Origin of the sequence: Roseateles subflavus (assembly GCF_030285365.1) — a bacterium.
Lineage (GTDB): Bacteria > Pseudomonadota > Gammaproteobacteria > Burkholderiales > Burkholderiaceae_C > Roseateles_B > Roseateles_B subflavus.
Genome location: NZ_JASVDS010000007.1, coordinates 138,327 through 160,986 on the forward strand (window position 1 = coordinate 138,327; position 22,660 = coordinate 160,986).

The window sequence follows — 22,660 nt, forward strand, 5'->3', positions numbered from 1 at the left end:
GCCATGCCGCAGTCCCCTGCCGTCGACACCGAAGGCCCGGTCCGGGTCACCGTCACCTGCGACGGTACGCCCCAGGACGGGCTGCCGCTGATCTCGCTGAACGTGCGCCACGCGCTCAACACGGTGTCCTGGGCCCGACTCGTCCTGCAGGACGGCGACATGCCCGAGGGCAAGGTGCCGCTGAGCGATGGCGATCTCTTCAAGCCCGGCGCCCAGATCAGCATCAGCGTGGGCTACGGGGACGACGAGCAGGCCCTCTTCAGCGGCATCGTGGTGCGCCACGGTTTCCGCATCCACGGCGACAACGACAGCCGGCTCGAGATCGAATGCCGCCACACGGCCTGCAAGATGACGCTGGGCCGCCGCAGCGCCCACCACGTGGACCAGACGGACAGCGCCATCATCGAAACGCTCATCTCGAACCACGGGCTGACGGCGGATGTCGAGGCCACCACGGTCCAGCACAAGACCCTGGCCCAGCACTACTGCAGCGACTGGGACTTCATGCTCGCCCGCGCCGACCTCCTCGGCCTGGTGGTGCAGTGCGAGGACGGCAAGCTCGCCGTGAAGGCGCCCGCCTTCGACGCCGCCGCAGCGCTGCAGGTGACGTGGGGCACGGACCTCATCGAGTTCAGCAGCGACATCGACGCCCGTCCGCAATGGACCGCCGTCCAGGCCTCTAGCTGGGACATCGCCAGCCAGGCCCTGCTCCAGGGCACGAGCCAGGAGCCCGCCTCCGGCACCGGCCAGGGCAACCTGGACGGCAGCACGCTGGCGGCCGTCGCCTCCCCCGCCACCTACGCCCTGCAGAGCTGCGCCCCGCAGGCCAAGCCGCTGCTCGACGCCTGGGCCAAGTCCGCCCAGCTCAAGGCCGCGCTCGCCCGCCACCGGGGCAGCCTCAGCTTCCAGGGCTCGGCGCTGGCAAGACCTGGCACCGTGCTCGAACTCAAGGGCATCGGCGCCCGCTTCAGCGGCAACTGCTACCTCAGCGCCGTGCAGCACGAGATCCAGGACGGCAACTGGATCTGCCACGCCGACTTCGGCATGCCCGCCGACTGGCAGATGCAGCGCGCCGACGTCCAGGCGCCGCCCAACGCCGGCCTGCTGCCCGGCGTGCGCGGCCTGCACATCGGCAAGGTGGTCAAGCTGGACGGCGACCCGGACGGCCAGCAGCGCGTCCAGATCTCCCTGCCCGCCCTGATGGCCGAGACCCCCGATGTCTGGGCCCGGCTCGCGCAGTTCCATGCCTCCAACGGCTTCGGCAGCTTCTTCCTGCCCGAGGTGGACGACGAGGTGATCGTGGGCTTCTTCAACGACGACCCCTCGCATCCCGTGGTCCTGGGCAGCCTCTACTCCAGCAGCCGCCCGCCGCCCTACGAGCTCGCCGCGGAGAACAACACCAAGGCCATCGTCACGCGCTACAAGCACCGCGTGATCTTCGACGAGGACAAGAAGTCCATCACCATCGAGACCGCCTCGAAGAACACGCTGATCCTCGACGACGACGGCAAGCAGTGCGTGCTCAAGGACCAGAACGGCAACAGCATCACCCTGGACGCCGGCGGCATCACGCTGAACAGCGTCAAGGACATCAAGATGACCGCCCAGGCCAACATCCAGGGCGACGCCACGGCGGGCATCACGCTCAACGCGCAGGCCAACCTCAAGGCGTCGGCCCTGAACATCTCCGCGGAAGCCCAGGTGGGTCTCACGGCCAAGGGCAACGCCACGGCCGAGCTGTCCGCTGCCGGCCAGACCACCGTCAAGGGCGGTCTGGTCATGATCAATTGAGAGGCCCGCCATGCCGCCCGCCGCCCGCCTTACCGACCTCCACACCTGCCCCCAGCAGACCCCCGGCCTGCCGCCGATCCCGCATGTGGGCGGCCCGGTCATCGGGCCGGGCGTGCCGACGGTGCTGATCGGCATGCTGCCGGCGGCGGTGGTCGGCGACAACGCGGTGTGCGTCGGACCGCCCGACTGCATCGCCATGGGCTCGACGACGGTGCTGATCGGCGGCAAGCCGGCCGCCCGCATCGGGGACACCACGGCCCACGGCGGCAGCATCGTGCTGGGCTGCTTCACCGTCATCATCGGAGGCTGAGATGAGCATCCTGGGCCGTGGCTGGAGCTTCCCCCCGCGCTTCGACGCCGACCAGCGCGCCGTGCTGTGCGAGGACGTGCCGGACATCGAGGAGAGCCTGCACATCCTCTTCCGCACCCGCCGCGGCGAGCGGGTGATGCAGCATGCCTACGGCAGCCTGCTGCACCACTTCGTCTTCGAGCTGACGAACGAACAGACGCTCACCGAGCTGTGCAGCATGCTGCGCCTGGCCATCATGTACTTCGAGCCGCGCATCGAGGTGGAGACCCTCGAGGCGGTCGTCTCGCCCGAGGACTGGGCGCGCGTCGAGGTGCAGCTCGGCTACCGCGTGCGCACCACCAACACGCGGCACAACATGGTCTACCCGCTCTACCTGGAGCAGGCCAGCCATCCGGTGCAGGCCACCTGACCCAGGACGCCAGGCATGCACACCGGATCGCAACAGGACACCCGGCTCAGCCCCGCGCTGCGCCCCGGCCATTTCCGGCCCGACGAGCTGAGCCTGGCCCAGCGCCTGCGCCAGCTGCTGCAATGGGCGCGGCAGCTGGACTTCGTCACGCTGCAGGGGCAGGCCGAGGGCCGCTGGTCCGACCTCCTGGAGCAGGACCTGAGCCTGCTGCTGGCCGAGCTGTCCGCGCTGCCGCTGGCCCAGTGGCAGGCCCAGGCCCTGCAGCTGGACCGTCTGTCCATCACGCAGCAGCGCCGGCAGTGCCTGGCCCTGGCTCAGGCGATCAACCGCTGGCATGCCCGGCTGCTCGCCTGCCTGGACGAGCCCGGCATCCGGACGGACGACCCGCTGCATGCCGTCTCCCGCCTGCTGCAGGACCGCCTGACCGGCGTGCTCGCGCCCCAGGTGCAGCGCCTGCTCGCGGCGGACGACCCGGGCCGCACGGCGCCGCTGCACTGGCATCCGCACTGGGGCCTGCCGCCGGATGCCGCCCATCCGGCGGAGGCGCCCCCGAGCGAGCTGCGTGACCACCGGCTGCTGTGGCTCTCGATGTGCCGCGTGCTCGCCGGGCTGCAGCAGGCCGCGCGCAAGGCGCTGCCCGACAGCCTGCGCACGCAGCACCACGAGCCCTCGACCGGCCTGCTGCTCGCGGTGACGCAGCTGCTGCAGCACAGCCGCGAGCCGCTGGACCGCTTCAATGAGCGCCTGACCCACCACTACTACGCCGCCCGGCTCGGTCTCGGCCGCGAGCCCGATGCCCCGGCGCTCGTGCACCTGCTGCTGGAGCGGCAGCCGCATGCCCGGCGCCCGGTGCAGCTGCCCGCAGGCACGCGCTTCGTGGCGACGCAGGACGGCAGCAGCCGCAGCGCCGAGTCCCTGCACGAGCTCTGGCTGAGCCCGCAGAAAGTCACGCACCTGCTGAGCCTGCACCAGCCGCAGGACGAGGACATCTCCCCCGAACGGGACTACGGCTACGCCACCAGCGCCGTCGCCTGGCAGGGCCGCACGCCGGCACCGGACACGCTGGCGGACGTTCCGCCCCGCGCCCGTCCGCCGCTGGGCGGCGGTCCGGACGCGGTGCCCGCCCGGCAGGGACTCGCGCTCGCCAGCCCGCTGCTTCTGCTGCACGAGGGGCGTCGCCACCTGCAGCTGCACGTGAACCTGCGCGTCCCGTCCGGCTTCGAGGACGGCGGCCCCACGCCCAGCGCCCTGGCCTGCACCCACCTGGCGCAGCGCGAGCGGCAGGAGGGCTGGCTGCCGGTGGGCGCCGAGCCCGCGGCGGCCGAGTGGGCGCAGTGGCTGCAGCGCCTGGGCAGCGACGCCCCGGGGCTCGCCGGCGCCCCCTGGCTGCAGTACCTGCTCGTGCGCTGCCTGCACGCGAACCGCCCCGAGACGCTGACGCCCTGGCTCGGTCGCCTCTTCGCCGTCTGGCTGTGCGCCACGACCCGCCATCTCAGCCGTGATGCGCTGGCCCTGCTGCGCCGCCACGCGGCCCAGGTGCTGGTCGATTACGTGCCCGAGCCCGGCCAGCACGTGGATGTCGATGATCCGCTGGCCCTGCTCTATTCCGAGCGCCCGCTGGAGCGTTCGCTCATCTTCGACCGCGTCTTCCGGGGCGCCTGGTCTGCGCGGCTGAGCACCGCCGAGGGCTGGATGACCCACGACGAGGTGTTCGCCACGCATGGATCCCAGGGCGAGCCGGACCCGGCGCCGAGCCCGGATGCGGGCAAGGCGCCGCTCCACGATCCGGGCCTCGAGAGCCCGGACCCCCCGCCCCCCGCGCGGGCCTGCGGCCTCGTCCTGTCGCTGCAGATCGGGTCCGACCAGCCCGCCATCGGCGCCACCACCGCGGCCGTCCATGGCGCCGAATGGCCGGGGCTGCCGGTCCTGCAGCTCACGCTGCAGAGCCGATCGCGCCTCTTTGCGAGCAGCCTGCTGCAGCAGCTGCCGCTGGAGTCCCTGCAGCTGGAGGTCCGGGTGCAGGGCCTGCGCGCGCTCGAGCTACACAACCAGCTGGGCCGGCTGGACCCGAGCAAGCCCTTCATGCCCTTCGGCCCGCTGCCGGAGACGGGCGCCTACCTGATGTTCAGCCACCCGGAACTGGCGGGCAAGGCGCTGCAGTCGCTGCAGCTGCGCCTGCAGTGGCAGGGTCTGCCGCGCCGGCCCTGGGACGAGCATTACGCCGGCTATCCCGACTGCCCGTGGACCCCCCGCACCCTGATCGCGCAGACCTCGGTCCTGGCCGACGGGCAGTGGCGGGACATCGGCGGCCCCGGCCTGCCGCTGTTCGGCGACACGACGCGCGGCCGCCCCGCCAGCGATCAGACACTGGACTTCGACGGCACGCCGCTGCTGCGCCTGCACCGCCCCGCCGGCGCCGTGCCCGGCACCGGGCAGGACTACAACCTGCTCACCCGCCATGGCTATTTCCGCCTGAGCCTGGCCGGCTCGCCTCACGCCTTCGGGCATGCCGCCTACCCCCGCCTGCTGACCGAGACGCTGACGCTCAACAGCCGTCTGAAGAAGCCGGCCCCTCTGCCCCAGGCCCCCTACACGCCGACGCTGGCGAGCGTCGAGGCCGACTACGCCGCCACGCAGCGCATCGCCGCCCACGGGACCGCACCGCTGGCCGACGGCACCGAGATCCGCTACCTCGGCCCCTTCGGCTCACAGGCGCTGCACACGCTCCCGCAGGCCGCCCCGCGCCACGTGCTGCAGCGCTGGCCCGCCACCGGCCAGCTGCTGATCGGCCTCGAGGGCGAGCCGCCGCAAGGGGCGCTGAGCCTGCTCTTCCAGCTGCGGGCCGAATCGGCCCGCGAGCCGCTCGGCCGTGACCTGCCCCTGCTGCGATGGCAGGCCTGGTGCGGGGACGACTGGGCGGATCTCGAGGCCCACCGCGTGCTGCTGGACGGCACGCAGGGCCTGCTGCGCACGGGCGTCGTCGTGCTGGACCTGCCGGTGGGCATGAGCGCGGACTGCCCCGCCCTGCCGCCCGGCGCCTACTGGCTGCGCCTGCTGGGCGACGAGCGCCTACCGCTGCTGGCCGGGCTGCAGGGCGTCTGGACCAACGGCCTGCTGGCCCGGCTGCAGGGCGCGCCCCTGCCGCGACCGCTGGCGCCACTGTCCATCCGGGCGGCGCAGGACGCGGTGCCAGGTCTTGCCACCGTGCGCCAGCCCTGGGCCTCGTTTGCCGAGCGCGCCGCCGAGGCGGAGCCCGACTGGATCACCCGCATCGCCGAGCGCCTGCGCCACCGCGGCCGCGCGGCCATGCCCTGGGACTACGAGCGCCTGGTGCTGCAGCAGTTCCCGCAGGTGCAGCGCATCAAGTGCATCCCCGCCTCGGACCCGCGGGGCGACGGGCGCCTGACGCTCGTCGTCGTCCCCGCGCTGCCCGCCGGCATGGCCCCGGACGGCGCCGAGGCGCCCAAGCTGGATGCCGCCACGCTGGGTCTTATCCACCGCTGGGTGGCCGCGCGCATGCCGCCGGGCCAGCCGCTGCTGGTGCGCAATGCGAGCTACGAGCGGCTGCAGGTCCGCTGCAGCCTGCGCCTCAGGGCCGGCGAGCCCCGCGGCGAGCGCCTGCGCCAGCTCAACGACGCCCTGCGCGGCTTCCTCTCGCCCTGGCGCGAGGGCGGACCCACGATGCAGTTCGACTGGCGCCTGCAGGTCGACGAAGTCGAGGCCTTCCTGCGCGCTCAGCCGGGCGTGGCCTCGCTCGGGCAGGCCTCGGTGCTGCAGATCGTGCGGGACGACCACGGCCGCCACACGCTGCGCGACACCGCCCTCGTGGGCCGCCTGCTCCGGCCGGCCCGGCCCTGGAGCCTGGCGCTGCCCACGCGCAGCCATCTTCTCGAACTCAGCGAACACCCCAGCCCCCACGCGCCCGCCAGCGGGATCGCCAAGCTCACCCTGGGTGGCAGCTTCATCATCGGGCAGGACACAGCATGACGAGCAGAAACCGTGAAACGCTGAAGAACTACTTCCGCGACGGGCAGCTGCCCACGCAGGACCACTTCCACGACCTCATCGACTCCATGCTCAACATGGCCGACGAGGGCTTCCGCAAGACCGTGGCGCATGGCGAGCAGATCTACGCCCCCGTCGGGCACGACGCGCTGCTGAGCTTCTACCGCGACCAGATGCCGGAGCAGGTGCTGTGGCAGGCGGGCCTGCACGCGCAGCGGGATCAGCTGCTGATCCACAGTCCCGGCCTCGGCAAGGACCCGCTGCTGACCCTGGACCGCCAGCAGCGCGTGGGCATCGGCACCGCCAGCCCGGCCGACAAGCTCGATGTGAGCGGCCACGTGGCCTCGCACGGGCGGCGCGGCAACCTCCCGCTGCCCGGCCCCGTCCTGGCCAACGGCAAGTGGCAGGACCTGACGGGCGACCTGGAGGGCTGCCAGGGCTTCGAGATCGTCGCGGGTGCCGGGCAGCCGGGCAGCGGCCACTTCGGCCTCATGCACGCCGTGGCGCTCAGCACCTACAACCCCGGCCGAGGCCTGCTGACGTGGTTCCGCCGCCAGCGCGGCATCCGCACGACGCAGGCCTGGTGGGGCCGCCGCTGCGACCGGCTGCAGCTGCGCTGGTTCGGCAGCGAGGGCCGCCAGGCGAGCTACCGGCTGCAGATCCGCACCGCCTGCAACTTCGGCGACACGCTGCGCATCCAGGTCCACCTGACCCAGCTGTGGTTCGACCCGCACATGGCCGGCTGCCAGCCCCCGGTCCAGGCCGCACCGGGAGCCCAGCCATGAGCGCCTCCAGCATCGCCCGGCATCGCGGCGACCGCCCGGACCCGCTCGGCTTCGACGTCCTGCGCGAGCGGGGCATCGCGTGGGCACAGCAGGCCTCCGGCCGGATCTGGACGGACTACAACCTGCACGACCCGGGCGTGAGCCTGATCGAGGCCCTGTGCTACGCGCTCACCGAGGATGTGTTCGCCGCCCGCCAGGAGGTGCCGACCCTGCTGGGCCTCGACCCCCTCGCCGACGATGCGGCGTGGGAGCGCTTCGGTCTGTCTCGCCGGGGTCAGCAGGAGCCCTGCCGCCCCTTGAGCGAGCAGGACTGGCAGCTCTGGCTCCGCCAGCAACTGCCCCAGGCCCGCCAGCTGCAGATGCGGGCGCGGCTCGACGCCGACGGCCGCTTCACGGGCCAGTGGTCGCTCACCCTGCAGGACCGGGGTGATGACGCGCTGGAGCGGTCGGGGCTGCGGCAGCAGGCGCTCAAGGCCTTCTGGAGCCGCCGCAACCTGGCCGAGGACCTGGCCCATCCGCCGCATTCGCTGGCGCCCCGCTGGGTCGCGCTGGCGCATCTGCGTGTCGCCGTGACCGGCGAGCGCGAGCTGGCGGAGCTGCTGGGCGAACTGCTGCAGCGCTGCGACGATGCCATCTCCAGCCGCATTCCGGACAGCCCGGAGCAAGACCTGCCCCTCCACGGCCCCGAGTTCTGCGACGGACCGCTCGGGCGCCCGCCCCACGAGGAGGAGCTGCAGTGGCTGGAGTCCCGCCATCCGGTGCTGCACCCGGCCGACCTCGCCCGGCAGCTGGGCGAGCTGCCCGGCATTGCGGGCGTCGAGGACCTGCACCTCGCGCTCGCCGGCGAGGACGCCGAGCGTGCCGCCCCCGCGGCGCTGCCGCAGGGCAGCCTGCAGCGCTGGGGCATGGACTGGGCCTTGCGCCTGCGCTGGCCGGACCGGCCGCAGGACCTGGCGGGCTGGCAGGTGTTCAAGGACGGCGCGGCCATGCGCCTGGATCGCGGGGCCCTGCTGGGCCAGCTGCAGGAGTGGCGGCGGGTGATGTCCCTGCGTCGCGCCGGCAGCGGTGGCGAGGCGGTGTCGCAGGCCCTGGCCCAGCCCTGGCCCGGCTTTCCCGCCCCCGCCGCGCTGCCGCCCCTGCCGGCCTGGCGGGACGACCACCTGCCGGCCACCGCCGCGCTGCCACCGCTCTACGAGCAGGCACTGCAGGCCGGGGCCGGCCACGGCCCGGGGCTTCGCGCGCAGTGGACCGGCTATCGTGCGCTGCTGGAGCAGGGCCTGGTGCAGGTGCAGGTGCAGCGCGAGCAGCTGCCGCGCCTCTACGCGCTGGACCAGGCCGAACACCGCAGCTACTGGCCCGGCCTGCCGGGCGAGGCTCAGCTGCCCGGGCTCGATGCCCTGCTGCAGAACCGGCGCGAGCGGCTGCCGCGCGGCGCATGGATCGACGACGAGGCGCTGGACCGGCGCCATCGCCTGCTGGACTACCAGCTCGCCCTGCACGGCGAGCTGCTGGACCACGGCACGCTGCAGGGGCTGCCCTGCTATTTCGAGCCCCAGGCCTGGACGCAGCACCTGCTGCGGCTCAAGCGCCGCTTCGCGCGGCGCCTGCCACGGCTCACGCAGGACCGCCACGCGGGGGCGGACTACAGCCTGCCGCTGCTGGACCACCCGGACCACGCACCCCCGCTGCAGGAGCGTCTGGCCCTGCAGCTCGGCTGTCTGGCCGGGCACAGCCGCCGGCTGAGCGGCGCGCTGGAGGCCCTGTTCGAGCACCTCGCGGCGCCGATGGACACCGACGACACCGACACCGACGACGTGGACAGCGCCGGCGAGCGGCCGATGCGCCGCCTCCGCGAGGACGACGAGCGCCACCTGCGCCCCGTGCTCGAAGCGCAGTCCCGCGCCCGCCCGCTCGAAGGGCCGCCACTGGCGGAGCGGCTCTCCGGGCTCGCGCACGTGCTGCGGCCGCTGGGTCCCGATCTCGCCTGGCTCCAGGCGGCGCTGCACCCGCAGCGTTTCCAGCAGGCCGGCGAACGCGGCCCGCTGCTGCTGCTGGACGACACCGGCCGGCAGGCCTGGTCCATCGAGCTCGGCGGGCGCGGCCGGGACGACGGGCCTGCGTCGGCCTATGCGCTGGCGCAGGAGCTGCATGAGCTGGCCTGCCTCATCCAGCTGCAATGCGAGGGCCTGCATCTGGTCGAGCCGCTGCTGCTGCGCCCCGTGGACGTGGTGCAGGGGACCGGCACCGCCGGGGAGCCCTCGGGACGACCAGCGGTCGATCTCTACCTGGTGTGCACCGGCTGGACGGCGCGTGCGCGCGACGAGCGCTACCGGGAGCTCGTGCAGGCGCAGCTGCTGCGGGAGGCGCCGGCCCATCTGCGTTGCGGCCTGCTGTGGCTGGACGCCGGGGAGATGCGCGCCTTCGAGACGATGTGGGCCCGCTGGCTCGGGCTGCGGCGCCGCTACTGCCTGGCCCTGCTGGCCGGTTCGGTCTCCCCCCGCATCGCCGATCCGCTGGACGAGGCGGGCACCGCCTTGCTCGCCTGGCTGCAGACACAGGCCGCCGGCCAGGAGCAGCCATGAACGCGCACGTGATCGAGACGCTCAGCCTGGAGCTGCGGCACCGCAGCGGACAGGCCGCCACCCAGGGCCATGCCTTCCACGAGCGGCTGCTGCGCTTCCTCCGCGGCGACGGGCTGCGGCTGATCGAGCAGCAGTTCGACCACTGGGCCCCGCGCCTGCGCGAGCCGCTGCTGCGGCGCCTGGAGCTGGACCTCGGCTGCCTGCGGCCGGGCCAGGACGAGCAGGAATGGCAGCGCCGCCTCGCCGTGGCGCTGGAGGAAGCGCTGCTGCCGCTGGCCGTGGCGCCGGACGAACGGGGGGGCGCCCACGGGCGGCCGGCGGCGTCCGCCGGGGCGGCGCAGTCCCTGCAGCATTTCCTGGGCTACCTCGATCGTGGCCACCTGCCCTGGCAGCTGGCGGGCACGCCGCAGGGCTCGCTGTCCCGCTGGCTCGCCTGGCTGGTGCGGCAGCAGGGGGGCGCCCTCTGGCGGGCCCTGGAGCGGCATCCGGCCGGTCCGCGGCTGCTCGCGCGGCTGCGCGGCATCAGCCCGCACGAGGGGCTGCAGGCGCTGCTGGCACAGCGTGATCCCCACCTCGGGCGGCAGCTGGAGCAGCTGGACGAGCAGGCGCTGCTGCCCTTGCAGGCCAGCGGACGCCTCAGCGCCTATGAACGCCAGCGCCTCCAGCAGGTGCTCCGGGCCGAGGCCCTGGACCTGCTGTGGGAGGCCCGCGGCCGCCCGCTGGGCGAGGCCCGCCGGGAGCGCCTGCGGCGGGCGCTGCAGGCGCAGCTCAGCCAGGCCCTGGGTGCGGGCTGGCAGGCACGCCTGCAGCCGCTCGCCCCGCCCCGCGGCGAGCGCGGCCTGCTGCAGGAGCTGCTGCAGGCCCGCGACGGCCCGTCCCGCAGGCAAGACCTGACCCCGGCCCTGAGCGCCGACCTGAGCGCGGACCTGGCGACCCTCGAACTCGGGAGCGCGGCGACCCTGCTCGGCCGCTCCCCCGGCCGTGTCTGGGAGGCCGGGCTGCTGCGCCTGCGCCCCTTGCTGGATGCGGGACGTCCGCTGCCACTGTCCCAGCAGCAGCGCCTCCTGCGCCAGCTGCGCCTGCTGGGCAGCCACCACGGCCCGGCGCTGGGCCAGCGTCTGCTGCAGTGGATCCAGGCCGGCGCCGCGCGGCGCCGCTGGGCGCTCGCGCTGAGCCCGGCGCATTTCGGCGGCCTGCTCGGCTGCCTGATGCCCGCGCCGGCGGCCCCGCCCCGCGCCGGTGAGGCGCTGCCGCTCGCCCCGGCGGCCCCGGCCGTGCACTTTGCGGAGTCCCTGCGCCAGGCGGCCCTGCGGCTGCAGCGCCGCGCGCCGCCCGGGCTGCGTCCCGGGCTGTCACGGCTGCAGTCCCTGCTGATGGAAGCCTGCCTCGACGCCGCCTCCCGCGGCGAACGCCTGCCCGACCACCACGCCGGCTGGCAACGCTTCTGGGACGCCGCCTGGCAGCGCTGGGAGGCGCCCGGTCCCACGCCCGAACGCGCGCCCCCTCGGGCAGGGGCCGAGCCGCGCGCCGGCGGGGAGTCCGCCGCCGCCTCGCCCTGGCTGCCCCCGGCGCCGCCCCGCCCGGTGCGCCCGCAGGCGCCGGACGGCCCGGCAGCCTCACCGCTGGACCGCGCGCTGCAGGGCCTGGCCCGGCAGTGCGAGCAGGGCCGCTGGCACTGGCCGCAGCGACTGCGCCTGGCCCGGCTGCTCAGCAGCGAACAGGCCTGCACCCGCTGGCTGCGCCTGTTCGACGAATCCCGGCGCTGGCAGATGATTCGCGCCCAGTTCGGCGCAGCCTCGCAAGCCCTGCAGCAGCGCGCCGGCCGCCTGCTGCGCTGGCTCGGGCAGACCGTGCAGGAGCCCGCGGCGGCCCTGGCCGAGCACTGGCGCCGGCTCACCCGCGCGCTGTTCCTCGACGGGCGCCCGGCCACCGCGGACGCCCTGCGCGACGCCTACCAGCAGGCCCCGGCGCCCCCACCGCCGGAGCCCGCCTCCCGGCCCGCGCCGCCGGCCGCGACCGAGCGCGAGCCCATCTGGGTGGACGACGCGGGCCAGGTGCTGCTGGCCGCCTATGCCGAACGGCTGTTCAAGCACCTGGACCTCCTGGACCAGGGCCGCTTCCGGGACGAGGCCGCCCGCGCGCGCGCCGTGCAATGCCTGCAACGCCTGTGCCACGGCGAGCAGGTGCGGGACGAGTGCGACACCGTGCTCTCGCGCCTGCTGTGCGGCGCCGAACCGGCCACTCGCCTGCCCGACGTGCCGCCGCTGCCGCCCGAGACCGAGGCCCTGCTGGAGCAGATGCTGCAGGCCGTGATCGCGCACTGGAAGGCGCTGGGGCGCACCTCGATCGCGGGCCTGCGCGAGACCTTTCTGCAGCGCCGTGGCCGCCTGCTGAAGGAGCGGCCCCGCCACGATGCCCCGCCGGCGTGGCGCTTGCGCGTCGAGAAGCGCGGCCTGGACGTGCTGCTGGACCGCCTGCCCTGGGGCTTCTCGACGATCCGCCTGCCCTGGATGGAAGGAGTGCTGCATGTGGAATGGCGTTGAGACCCCGCACAGCGCGGCCCTGACCCGCGAGCTGGACTGGCTCGACCGGGTGCTGAACCTGCGCCTGGAACAGCATTTCCAGCAGCGCAGCGAAGGCCTGGAAGCGGCCGAGGCCCCGCCCCCGCCGCCCGCGGGCAGCGAGCTGGGCCGCTGGGTCGACCAGATGCGGCTCGGCACCGAGGAGCGCCTGCTGCTGGCGCTCGCGCTCGTGCCCCACCTGCGGCCTGCGGCGCTGGACCTGCTCTTCATGCGCAACGAGAACCTGGAGCGCGGCTTCACCGAGTTCGGCGGCATCAAGGCGCAGGCGCATGGCGGCTTCCTGCCGACGGGCGAGACGGCGGCCTTCCTGCTCGCCGGGGAGTCCCTCGCGCGGCGCGTGGCGCTGCTGGAACTCTTCGATCCCCGCCACCCGCTGGTCGAGCGCGGCTTCCTGCAGCTGGACCTGCCGCCCCCGGGCGAGCCCCGCCTGAGCGGCACGCTGAGCCTCAGCAGCGAAGCCCTGCAGCTGCTGAGCACCGGGCGCGCCGACCGGCCGGACTACAGCCTGCAGTTCCCGGCCAAGCGGATCGAATCGCCCCTGGACTGGAACGACCTGATCCTGCCGCCCGACGTGATGGACGAGGTGGAGCAGGTCTGCACCTGGATGCAGCAGGGCCGCACGCTGATGGAGGACTGGGGCCTGGCCCGCACCCTGAAGCCGGGCTACCGCGCCCTCTTCCACGGCCCGCCCGGCACCGGCAAGACACTCACCGCGACCCTCATCGGCCAGCGCACCGGCGCCGATGTCTACCGCATCGATCTCTCGATGGTGGTGTCCAAGTACATCGGCGAGACCGAGAAGAACCTCGCCCGCGTCTTCGACCAGGCCGCCACGCGGCGCTGGGTCCTGTTCTTCGACGAGGCCGATGCCCTCTTCGGCAAGCGCGGGGCGGTGAGCAATGCCAACGACCACCACGCCAACCAGGAAATCGCCTACCTCCTGCAGCGCGTGGAGGACTTCCCCGGCGTCGTCATCCTGGCCAGCAATCTGCGCAGCAACCTGGACGAGGCCTTCTCTCGCCGCTTTCAATCCATGATCTATTTCCCCATGCCCGACGCGGAGGCTCGCTTGCGCCTGTGGCAAGGCATGCTCGCCGCGCAACACCTGGCCCCGGACGTCGACCTCATCGCGCTGGCCCAGCGCCACGAGCTGGCCGGCGGCGCCATTGCCAACGTGATCCGCCACGCGGCGCTGAGCGCCTTGCGCGACGGGCGCCAGCAGATCCGCCTGCTGGAGCTGCGCACCGGCCTGGCCAAGGAACTCCGCAAGGAAGGTAGGACGCTATGAGCCACCCCGGCCCCTCCCATGCGGCGGCGCGCCCCGCGCCCACCCGCCGACGCCTCTGGGCGCTGCCGGCCCTGGCCGGGCTGCTGATGGCCGGGCTGTCGGCCTGGACGGCCGCCCCCGCCGGCCCCGCCACCGGCACACCCGCCGCGGCCTCCGCCAGCGCCCCCGCATCGGCCGGCGAGACGGCCAGGGCCGCCAGCGCCTCGGCGCCCGCGGCGGTCCTCGCGACGTCCGGTGCCGCCAGCGCGCCCGCGGCGGCCGAGACCCAGGCCGTGCAGCCCGCCGGTGTCATCTCCAGCATCGCGCTGCCGCCCGGGCCCGCCTGCCGCGCGCCGGTCAAACCGCCCTGCATCGATCCCCATCCGCTGAGCCTGGAGCGCCTGCCGGAGACCCTGCCCCGGGGCCGCCAGGGCCTTGCCTACCTGCGCGTCATCCAGGCCGAGGGCGGACAGGCACCCTATGTCTACACCGTCGTGGACGGCCAGCCACCGGCCGGCATCGAGCTCACGCCGCAGGGCCTGCTCCAGGGCACGCCCTCACAGGTACAGCGCAGCCGCTTCGTCGTGATGGTGCGGGATGCGGTCGGGCGCCAGGCGCAGCAGGCCTATCTGCTGCAGGTGCTGCCGGCGCCGCAGAAGAGCGCCCCTCCCGCCCGGCCGGCCTCGAGCCCGACGCCCCTGCAGCAGGTGGACCTGAAGCAGGTGGCCGGCGCCGGGCTGCCCCGGCCGGACATGATCGTCTACCAGCTGCAGCCGGCGCAGCTCGACGAGCTCAAGACGATCTACACCGCGCCCGAGCCCGCCCCCGCCGGCGATGGCGCAGCCCTGCCCCCGGCGGCACCGGCCAGCCCGCCCGCCGCGCCTTCCGGCCTCCCCGCCGAGCAGCCGACGCCGACCGCCCCGCCCATGGACTGGAGCGAAGCCCAGCAGACGCAGCTCCAGCACTGGCTGGCGCCGGTGATGGGGGTGGAGTACCCGAGCCGCGCGCTGTTCCTCGCGGCCGTGAACGCCCTGGCCTGCGAGCAGGTCGACGCCCTGCTGAACATCGAGTCCCAGCGCACGGGTCGCCCGCGGGTCCGGCCGGCGCCGGGCGCCAGGACCTGCGAGCAGCGGCTGACCGAGGCGCGGCAGCGGGCCGAGGCGCAGGAGAAGGCAGCAGCGACCGGCCCCGTGGCCGCGGCCCGGACGCCCTCCGCCGCACCCTCCGCCGCACCCTCCGCCGCACCACCGCCGCCCGCCACGGCCTCTGCCGCCGGCAAGAGCGGCACGGCCCTGCCCACGGAGGGCCTGCCGGAGTGGCTGCTGCCCGGCCCGCTGGGCGTCTGGCTGGCCAAGGCCGCCGCACAGCCTCGCGTGCTCGACCCCCTGCCCCGGGCCGCCCCGGCCGCGTCCGCCGCCTGGAAGGCCGAGGCGGGCTGCGACTGCGTGAACGTGAGCGAGCGCCAGACGCTCTACGCCATCGCCCCCACGTGGCAGCCCGGCATCGACGCCGAAGCGCTCGACTACAGCCTCATCCACCGCCTGACCGCCTTCGGCTTCAGCCTGCCCCAGCTGCTGCAGCGCAAGGCCACGCCGCCGGGCGAGGACCCGGACCTCAAGCAGCGCCTGGCTTTCATCGAGACGGCGCGCCGGCACGACACCCGCGTCGACCTGGGCATCTACCACCAGGACTGGCGCTTCCTGGAGGACACCCTGCCCCAGCAACGCGAGCGCTATGTGCAGCGCCTGCTCGACGACGTGCCACGCCAGGCGCGCCTGTGGCTCGATGCGCCGCTGCCCGGCTTCTCGGCGCGCTGGAAGGCCTACCTGCCCGGCTTCGGCAGCGTCCAGCGGCTGGGCGACGGGCTCACCCTCTACTTCGACAACACCCCGTCGGACGAGCAGAGCGTGGCCTTCCGCAACTTCGGCGAGTTCTACCCGCAGTTCGTCAAGCGCCTGGCCGGCGCGATGGGAGAGAACCCGCAGCGCAGCTACTCGCTCAACCTGCTGATCAACCTCGAGCAGATCAAGACGGGCGGCGCGATGTCGGTCTCACGGCTGTTCGAGCTGCTGAAGGCCGTGGAGAAGCCGCAGGAGGTCAACGGCCGCATCGTCGAGACCAGCAGCGACGCCTACAAGCGCGGCAGCAACGTGGTGCTGCGCTTCCTGGTCTTCCTGCCCGAGCCCAGCTCGGAGAGCAAGAAGCAGCTGCGCCGCCTGATCGAGGAGAGCCCGGCGCTCAAGGGCGCGGACCGCCGCATCTTCCTGCGCAGCGTCGTGCCCCTGCTCGTGCTGCCGCAGCGCAACCCGCAGCAGTACGAGGACGACCTCGTCTACGTCCAGGACAACTTCGACGGCATCGGCTTCTGGCCCGCGCCGCTGATGGACAGCCAAATCACCGCCGAGCAGCGCCACACCCTGCGCCGCGTGTTCGTGACCGATCCGCCGTCCCCGCTCAGCGAGGCCGTGTGCGGCGTGGTGTGCCCCAACCGCTGGGCGCTGCGGCTGCTGCTCGAGCTCCTGCTCCTGGCCGGCGTGCTGACCTGGGTGGCCTTCCAATGGAACTGCGAATGGCGCGCGAAGTACGGCCGCCTTGCACTGCTGGCGGGCATTCCGCCCGTGATCGTCGGCGCGGCGCTGCTGCAGTGCGACCCGGCGCTGGCCGGCATCCGCAACAGCAACGCGCAGCTCGTGACGCTGATCGCGATGCCCGTCATCGCCGCGCTGGCGGCCTTGCTCAAGCGAAAGGTGGAGAAGCCATGAAGGCCCATGATGCAAACCACACGGCGGGGGCGGCGCCCCGCGCGGCGGCCGCCGCGACACACGACACCGGACCGGCCGCGCCCGCCGCCACGCAGACCGCAAGCCCCGGCCCCTGGTCCGGCCAGCCGCTGCAGCGCCAGCAGCGGGCGCAGCTGGCATTGCTGCAGGCCCCGGCCGGCGGCCCCGGCCCCATTCAGCGCAAGGGACGCATCGACCTCGACAAAGTGCCGGAGAGCAAACGCGAAAGCGTGCGCCTGGCCATCGAGCAGCTGAAGAAGAGCAAGCGGGAGAGCAAGGACCAGCGCGCCCTGGACTGGCTCCAGCAGCCCGACGACTCGACGGACCAGCGCTACAACGAGGACATGGCCAGCATCCGCCAGCGCTACGAGGAAGGCATCCGGGATCTTGGCAAGGACCTGCCCGAGGAGGCCCATGTCCACGGCGATGCCTACTACGGCGCCCCGGTCGGCGAGACGGGGGTGTACAAGCGCGGCGACAACAAGAAGGAGTACGTGAAGGACTCGCGCGGCACCTTCGTCCCCCGCTACATCCGGCGCGAGCTCAACCGCAACGACCCCAAGACCGGGGACCTGAACCCGACCGGCATCAGCACCTACCAGGGGCTCTCCGACATCAAGAACATGGACACCACCGGCCTGCAGGGCACGGACGGCATCAGCTGGCCGCACCGGGAGTTCATGCAGCAAAGCGGCGGTGGCGGCGGCAACCAGTTCGCCTTCAGCCACACGGCCACGCAGCGCCCCATCCTCAGCAACAGCCACACGAGCTTCGGCGAGCACGACAACGGCGCCATCCTGACCGACCTGTCCCAGCTGGACCCGGGCAGCTTCCTGGCCCAGTGGCAGCTCGACCCCGTCACCGGGCACAAGGTGCCCTTGGCACCCGGCGTGCATTCGGCGCTGGGCTTCAAGGAGAAGGACCTGGGACCGACGAAAGGCATCAAGCCGGCCGTCTCGCCCGGGGAGCGCGACGAGGTGGTGCGGCGCAGCGGCTACCGCAACATGGAAGTGGTGAGTGCCAACGTCCCGGAGCGTGCGATCACCACGCGCTGGGACGGCATCGACGGCACGCGGGAGACCTATGTGAAGGACAACGGGCGTTCCAAGCGCGGCCAGAAGATGGTGGAGGAGCGCCGGCGGCTGGAGAAGTAGCCCGCGGCGCGTCCCCGAACGGGGCGTGTCGGGGCGGCGCCTGTGGCGCTGTGGGGGACGACAAAGGAGAGGCCATGAAGTCGACAGATCGAACCCGGGCGGGCCCGCAGGCCGGCCCTCGGCAGGCGGCGGAGCATGCCAGCGGCAACGGCGGCAATGGCGGTGACAGCCCGCGCCAGCAGCAGCAGGGGCAGCGCATCAGCCAGCTGCGCAGCGCTGCGGCCGAGCCCGCCTCGGCCTCCCCACCGACACCGGCGGCCGACGGGCTGCCGGACGCGCTGCGCGCCGGCATCGAGTCGCTGTCCGGCATGGACATGTCCGGCGTGCGGGTCCATGTGAACTCCAGCAAGCCCGCGGCGCTGCAGGCCCATGCCTACGCCCAGGGCCAGGACATCCACCTCGGCCCCGGTCAGGAGCGGCACCTGCCGCACGAGGCCTGGCACCTGGTACAGCAGGCCCAGGGGCGCGTGCGGCCGACGGTCCAGATGCACGGCGGCGTGGCCATCAACGACGACCATCGCCTGGAGGAGGAGGCGGACGTCATGGGCGCTCGTGCCCTGCAGCTGAAGCCGAAGGCGGTGGCGGCATCGCCGCGGCAGGCCGCGCAGGCGCAGACGCTCGGCCAGACCCGGGGCGAGACGGCCCAGGCGGTCTTCACCTCCCACGGCGTGGCCCAGCTCGACGGCAAGCGGCGCAGGAACAAGGCCCGTCACAAGGCCCAGGCGCAGGAAGCCCGGCGCTCGGCGGCCGTTGATCGACGCAATCAAGGCATGCCGAGCACCCATCCGGACCCGGTGGTCGCGGCCTCCCTGGACAAGTTGGATCAGCTGCAGCCCCGCAAGAGCGCCGCGCGCAAGAACATCGAGCGGCGCGAGCAGCGCCTGACGAACTACCGGCAGGCCGGCCGGCCCAGCGTCGTCGAGGCCGGCGCGGGCGAGGGGCGCTTCTCCAGCGCCTTCGCCGCCAAGTACGGCGACAACTACGCGGCCACGGACATCGCACCGACAGCGGGGCCGAACGGCTTCCTCTCCATCGCGAAGCAGCAGGGCCTGCAGTCGCGCTTCTCGGTCAACGCGAATGCCTTGGGGTCTCACTTCAGCCCGGGATCGCTGGACCACGTGGTGGGGGCCAATCCCTTTGGCGTCAAGGGCCTCGGGGGTGCCAGCTACGGCCTGAAGGAGGAGAACCCCGGGGGCACCGGCAAAGCCAAATGGCGCACCGACCCGCGCTTCCTGAGCAGCGCCAAGCCCCTGCTCAAGCCCGGCGGCAGCGTCGAGATGTATGGGCGCAGCAACGTGATCCGGGACCAGAAGCTGAGCCGCCTCCCGATGGACAAGCTGCGCGGGGAAGAGGCCCGCAAGATGACGGCCCGGCGCGAGAAGGTCAAGGCCAAGTACCCGGGCGAGAACGCCAACCCCTACATGGCCGTCAGCCCCGACGAGCTGCAGGCCCTGGCCAAGCAGACGGGCTATCGCGTCAAGGTCAAGCGCGCCAAGCAGCCGAGAAACACGGTCCGGGGCGGCAACCCCGACACGCGCTCAGGCGACAGCGAGCGCCGCGACACGGGCCTCAAGCCCTTCAACACGCATTTCAGCTTCACGCCGCAGGAGCAGGGCTACGAGTCCGACGAGGACGACCCGCGCGTGGAGTACCTGTCCGACCCCGAGTCGGACTGGGAAGACTGAGGCGGACGGCCACGACGCCCAGCCTCGACCCTTGAACAGGAGCTGCCCCATGAAGAGCCTTCACACCCAGACCGCCTCAGCGCCCCAGCATCAGGCGGCGGCCGACTGCGCGAGCCCGCCGGCCCGACAGACGGCCCAGCTGCTGGCCGACAGCCCCCGGCAACAGCAGCAGTCGCAGCGCCTGGCGCAGCTCAAGGCAGCGGCCGAACCGACGGTGCAGCTGAGCGGCCGAGGGGGCAAGGGCGGGGGCAAAGGGGGCGGCAAAGGAGGTGGCAAGGGCGGCGGGAAGAAGAGTGACGGCAAGGGCGGCGGCAAGCCGACGGTCTCCGCCGCCGAACAGCGCAGCCGGCGGGCGCAGAGCAAGGCCGACCGGCAGGCCAACAACGCCGCGAAGTACTCGCCGGACTTCGTGAAGGGCCAGGAGAAGCAGATTGGCTCCAAGGCGACGCGCGAGATCAACAAGCGCGTCAAGGGCCATGCGTCCCGGAACAACACCAAGGGCCAGAACGCCGCGACCCAGCAGTCCCTGAACGAGGCCAAGGAGGCGACGAAGAAGGCCAAAGAGGAAGCGCGCCAGGAGAAGGCCCGCAAGGAGAAGGACGTCGAGGACTGGCGGAAGGACTTCCATCGCGACCGCCGGGATGACGGCGGCGCCAGCGGGGCCAGCGCCCTGCTCGTGGATGGCGTGCACTGACGCGGCGCAGGCGCTCCTCAGGCGCGCCTCAGGTGCGCCCCACCCGGAACACCCCGACCTGCTTCACCAGCTCGTCGGCCTGGGACTTCAGGCTGCTGGCCGCGGCGGCCATCTCCTCGACCAGTGCCGCGTTCTGCTGGGTGGCCTGGTCCATGTGGTGGACCGCATCACCGACCTGCGTGACGCCGTTGGCCTGCTCCTCGCTGGCGGCGGAAATCTCGGCCACGATGTCGCTGACACGCTGGATGGCCCCGACGACCTCGTTCATCGTGCCCCCGGCCTGATCGACCAGGGCCGTGCCCTTCTCCACCCGCTCCATGCTGGCCCCGATCAGGCCCTTGATCTCGCGGGCGGCCTCGGCGCTGCGCTGCGCGAGGTTGCGCACCTCCCCGGCCACGACGGCAAAGCCGCGCCCCTGCTCGCCGGCGCGGGCCGCCTCGACGGCGGCGTTCAGGGCCAGGATGTTCGTCTGGAAGGCGATCCCGTCGATCACGCCGATGATGTCCCCGATCTTGCGCGAGGCCTCGTGGATGCCTCGCATGGTGTGGACGACCTCGCCCACCACGATGCCCCCGTCGCGGGCCACCGTGGACGCCTGCTGCGCCAGCTGGTTGGCCTGCCGGGCGCTGTCGGCGTTGTGACGCACCGTCGAGCCCAGCTCCTCCATGCTGGACGCCGTCTGCTCCAGCGAGGCCGCCTGCTGCTCCGTGCGCGCCGAGAGATCGTGGTTGCCCGAGGCGATCTCCGACGAGGCATTCGCCACCGACTCCGCCCCGTTGCGCACCTGCCCCACGAGCGTGGCGAGCTTGGCCTGCATGCGCTCCAGGGACTCCAGCAGCGCGCCGAGCTCGTCATTGGCATGGGCGCCCACCACGCCGGTGAGGTCGCCGTCGGCGATGTGCGCCGCCAGCGCCGAGGCCTTCTGCAGCGGCGTGATGATGGCCTGGAGCAGCCGCGCGGCCACGATCAGGCCCGCCACGACGCCCAGGGCCAGCACCGTCCAGTTCAGCGTGACGCCGCGGCTCAAGGCCGCCTGGAGCTGGCCGCTGTCGGTGATCTGCATCTGCACGAGCCCGCCGGCCAGCTGGCCCACCGCCGCCTGATGCGAAGCCGGTGTCCCCGCCTGCGAGCCCAGGGCCGCCTCCAGCAGCGTCCGCTCTTCCCGGGCCTCGACCAGCGACTTGAGCTTGACGACCGGCTCGAGGTCCAGCGACGGCATGGGCGCCGACGTCGCCACGGCGAGCTTGACCTGCGTCTCCCAGGCCTGAGCCAGCGAGAGCCGGAACGCACGGGCGTCCAGGCGGCTGTTGTAGTGCTGGATCCGGCCGAGCTGGTACTGCCCGACCAGGGCGACCAGGGCCAGGAGGCCCAGCATCAAGCCGAAGCCAAGGGTCAAGCGTTTCTTGAGCGTCCACTGCATTGTTTGCTCCAGCCCCGTCCCCATGCGAGGCGAGCCCCAAGGCTAGCGACTTTGGGCGGGGGCGCAAGCGAGGTCCGTGGCCCCGTTGTCCGGGCGCCGCAGGCCACAGGCGGGGCGCCGCCGCCGCTTGCCTGATCGGCATTTGTCCGAGCCGAAATCCGAATTTGACGGATAGGCGCCGGCCCACCCCGCGCGCCACACTGCGGCTCCCGTGCTCCACGCCGTCCGGCGGAGTTCCCATGCATGCAGGTGCCCTGCCCCCCCGTCCTTGCCGCGCTCCCGTCGCTGACTCAGCGCGGCGTGCGGCCGGAACGCGCCTGTGCAACGCCACCCGGGCGCGGGCGGGGGCGATCGCCGCTGCGCTGGCCCTGCTGGGTGGCTGCACGACGCTCGCGCCGCCGCCCGCACCGCCCGTGCGCGTCGAGCCGACGTTGCCGGATGTCGAGACGATCGAGCGCAGCGAGGGCGACGGCGCGGGTGGGCATCCCGTCAGCCTGCCGGACTGGAACGAGCGCATCACGCAGCTCGCGCAGCAGGAGTGGACGCTGTGGGGGCAGGTGCGCTGGAAGCTGCAGACGGACGAGCTGGAGCGTCCGCGCGGCCTGGCCAGCCCCACGGAGGCGGAACCGGCCTTCACGAGTCGCGTGCTGCACTACTGGTTCGCCATCGGCGCCGCCGAGACCCAGCAGCGGCTCGTCTACCCCGACGGCTCGATGCTGCCGTGGTCCGCGGCCTTCATCTCCTACCTGGCCCGCACCGCCGGGCTCAGCGCGCAGCAATTCCCGCCGAGCGCGGCCCACTGGAGCTACATCCGGGCCAGCCTGGAACAGCCGCGCCGCAGCAGCTTCGAGGCCCTGGACGCCGCCCTGGCCCGCCCGCAGCCCGGGGACCTCATCTGCGCCCCGCGCGAGGCCGCCGTCCAGCGCCTGGGCAGCTTTGCGCAGCTGCAGCGCCTGACACGCCAGGAGCGGGAACGCAGCTGGCCCTTCCATTGCGATCTGGTGGTCGAGGTGGCGCCGGACAAGGTCGGTGCCATTGGCGGGAATGTGCATGAGCGGGTGGTGTGGACCGAGGCGGCGATCGATGGCGAGGGCCATCTCCTCATGCACCCCGAGCGCCCTTGGATCGTGGTGCTGCGGCGGACGCTCGACCCCGCGGGGATCGCCCCCTCCCGCCCCCGGCCCCGCCCTTGAGCC

Annotated in this window: 14 protein-coding genes; 13 read left to right on the forward strand and 1 reads right to left on the reverse strand. The window is 73.2% G+C overall.

Annotation, left to right across the window (positions count from 1 at the left end):
• The first annotated feature begins 3 nt into the window (after window positions 1-3).
• The 12 genes from vgrG (at window position 4) to QRD43_RS20300 (ending at window position 20,044) form a co-directional block, all read left to right on the forward strand.
• Complete coding sequence (vgrG, locus tag QRD43_RS20245) at window positions 4-1,791, forward strand: type VI secretion system tip protein VgrG (RefSeq protein WP_285984315.1); 1,788 nt, start codon at window positions 4-6, stop codon at window positions 1,789-1,791.
• 10 nt (window positions 1,792-1,801) lie between these two features.
• Window positions 1,802-2,101: a PAAR domain-containing protein gene (locus QRD43_RS20250; RefSeq protein ID WP_285984316.1), complete on the forward strand. Its 300-nt coding sequence runs from the start codon at window positions 1,802-1,804 to the stop codon at window positions 2,099-2,101.
• A gap of 1 nt (window position 2,102) precedes the next feature.
• Entirely contained in the window at window positions 2,103-2,510 is a 408-nt protein-coding gene (locus tag QRD43_RS20255; protein WP_285984317.1) for a GPW/gp25 family protein, read from the forward strand.
• 15 nt (window positions 2,511-2,525) lie between these two features.
• Entirely contained in the window at window positions 2,526-6,497 is a 3,972-nt protein-coding gene (locus QRD43_RS20260) for a baseplate J/gp47 family protein (RefSeq protein WP_285984318.1), read from the forward strand.
• Window positions 6,494-7,300, forward strand: a complete 807-nt coding sequence (locus QRD43_RS20265) for a hypothetical protein (RefSeq protein ID WP_285984319.1) — start codon at window positions 6,494-6,496, stop codon at window positions 7,298-7,300. Before QRD43_RS20260 ends, QRD43_RS20265 begins: the two co-directional genes overlap by 4 nt.
• The gene (locus QRD43_RS20270) at window positions 7,297-9,882 is read left to right on the forward strand and encodes a hypothetical protein (protein WP_285984320.1); all 2,586 of its coding nucleotides are present in this window, start codon (window positions 7,297-7,299) and stop codon (window positions 9,880-9,882) included. Before QRD43_RS20265 ends, QRD43_RS20270 begins: the two co-directional genes overlap by 4 nt.
• Window positions 9,879-12,425 carry a contractile injection system tape measure protein gene (locus QRD43_RS20275; protein WP_285984321.1) on the forward strand — a complete coding sequence of 849 codons (2,547 nt, stop codon included), beginning with the start codon at window positions 9,879-9,881 and terminating at the stop codon, window positions 12,423-12,425. Before QRD43_RS20270 ends, QRD43_RS20275 begins: the two co-directional genes overlap by 4 nt.
• Window positions 12,409-13,752, forward strand: coding sequence for an ATP-binding protein (locus QRD43_RS20280; RefSeq protein ID WP_285984322.1), 1,344 nt, complete (start codon window positions 12,409-12,411; stop codon window positions 13,750-13,752). The genes QRD43_RS20275 and QRD43_RS20280 overlap by 17 nt, the downstream gene beginning before the upstream one ends.
• Window positions 13,749-16,493 (forward strand): hypothetical protein, encoded by a 2,745-nt coding sequence (locus QRD43_RS20285; RefSeq protein WP_285984323.1) that lies wholly within the window; start codon window positions 13,749-13,751, stop codon window positions 16,491-16,493. The genes QRD43_RS20280 and QRD43_RS20285 overlap by 4 nt, the downstream gene beginning before the upstream one ends.
• The gene (locus tag QRD43_RS20290; RefSeq protein ID WP_285984324.1) at window positions 16,490-17,665 is read left to right on the forward strand and encodes a hypothetical protein; all 1,176 of its coding nucleotides are present in this window, start codon (window positions 16,490-16,492) and stop codon (window positions 17,663-17,665) included. Before QRD43_RS20285 ends, QRD43_RS20290 begins: the two co-directional genes overlap by 4 nt.
• Window positions 17,666-17,739: 74 nt before the next feature.
• Window positions 17,740-19,350: an eCIS core domain-containing protein gene (locus QRD43_RS20295; RefSeq protein WP_285984325.1), complete on the forward strand. Its 1,611-nt coding sequence runs from the start codon at window positions 17,740-17,742 to the stop codon at window positions 19,348-19,350.
• Between the two features lie 49 nt (window positions 19,351-19,399).
• Window positions 19,400-20,044 carry a hypothetical protein gene (locus tag QRD43_RS20300; protein ID WP_285984326.1) on the forward strand — a complete coding sequence of 215 codons (645 nt, stop codon included), beginning with the start codon at window positions 19,400-19,402 and terminating at the stop codon, window positions 20,042-20,044.
• A 28-nt stretch (window positions 20,045-20,072) separates the two neighbouring features.
• Here the strand turns inward: QRD43_RS20300 and QRD43_RS20305 are convergent, their stop codons facing one another.
• Window positions 20,073-21,464 (reverse strand): methyl-accepting chemotaxis protein, encoded by a 1,392-nt coding sequence (locus tag QRD43_RS20305; RefSeq protein WP_285984327.1) that lies wholly within the window; start codon window positions 21,462-21,464, stop codon window positions 20,073-20,075.
• A gap of 239 nt (window positions 21,465-21,703) precedes the next feature.
• Here QRD43_RS20305 and QRD43_RS20310 point away from each other — a divergent pair, with 239 nt between their 5' ends.
• Complete coding sequence (locus QRD43_RS20310) at window positions 21,704-22,657, forward strand: DUF2272 domain-containing protein (RefSeq protein WP_285984328.1); 954 nt, start codon at window positions 21,704-21,706, stop codon at window positions 22,655-22,657.
• Window positions 22,658-22,660: the final 3 nt, after the last annotated feature.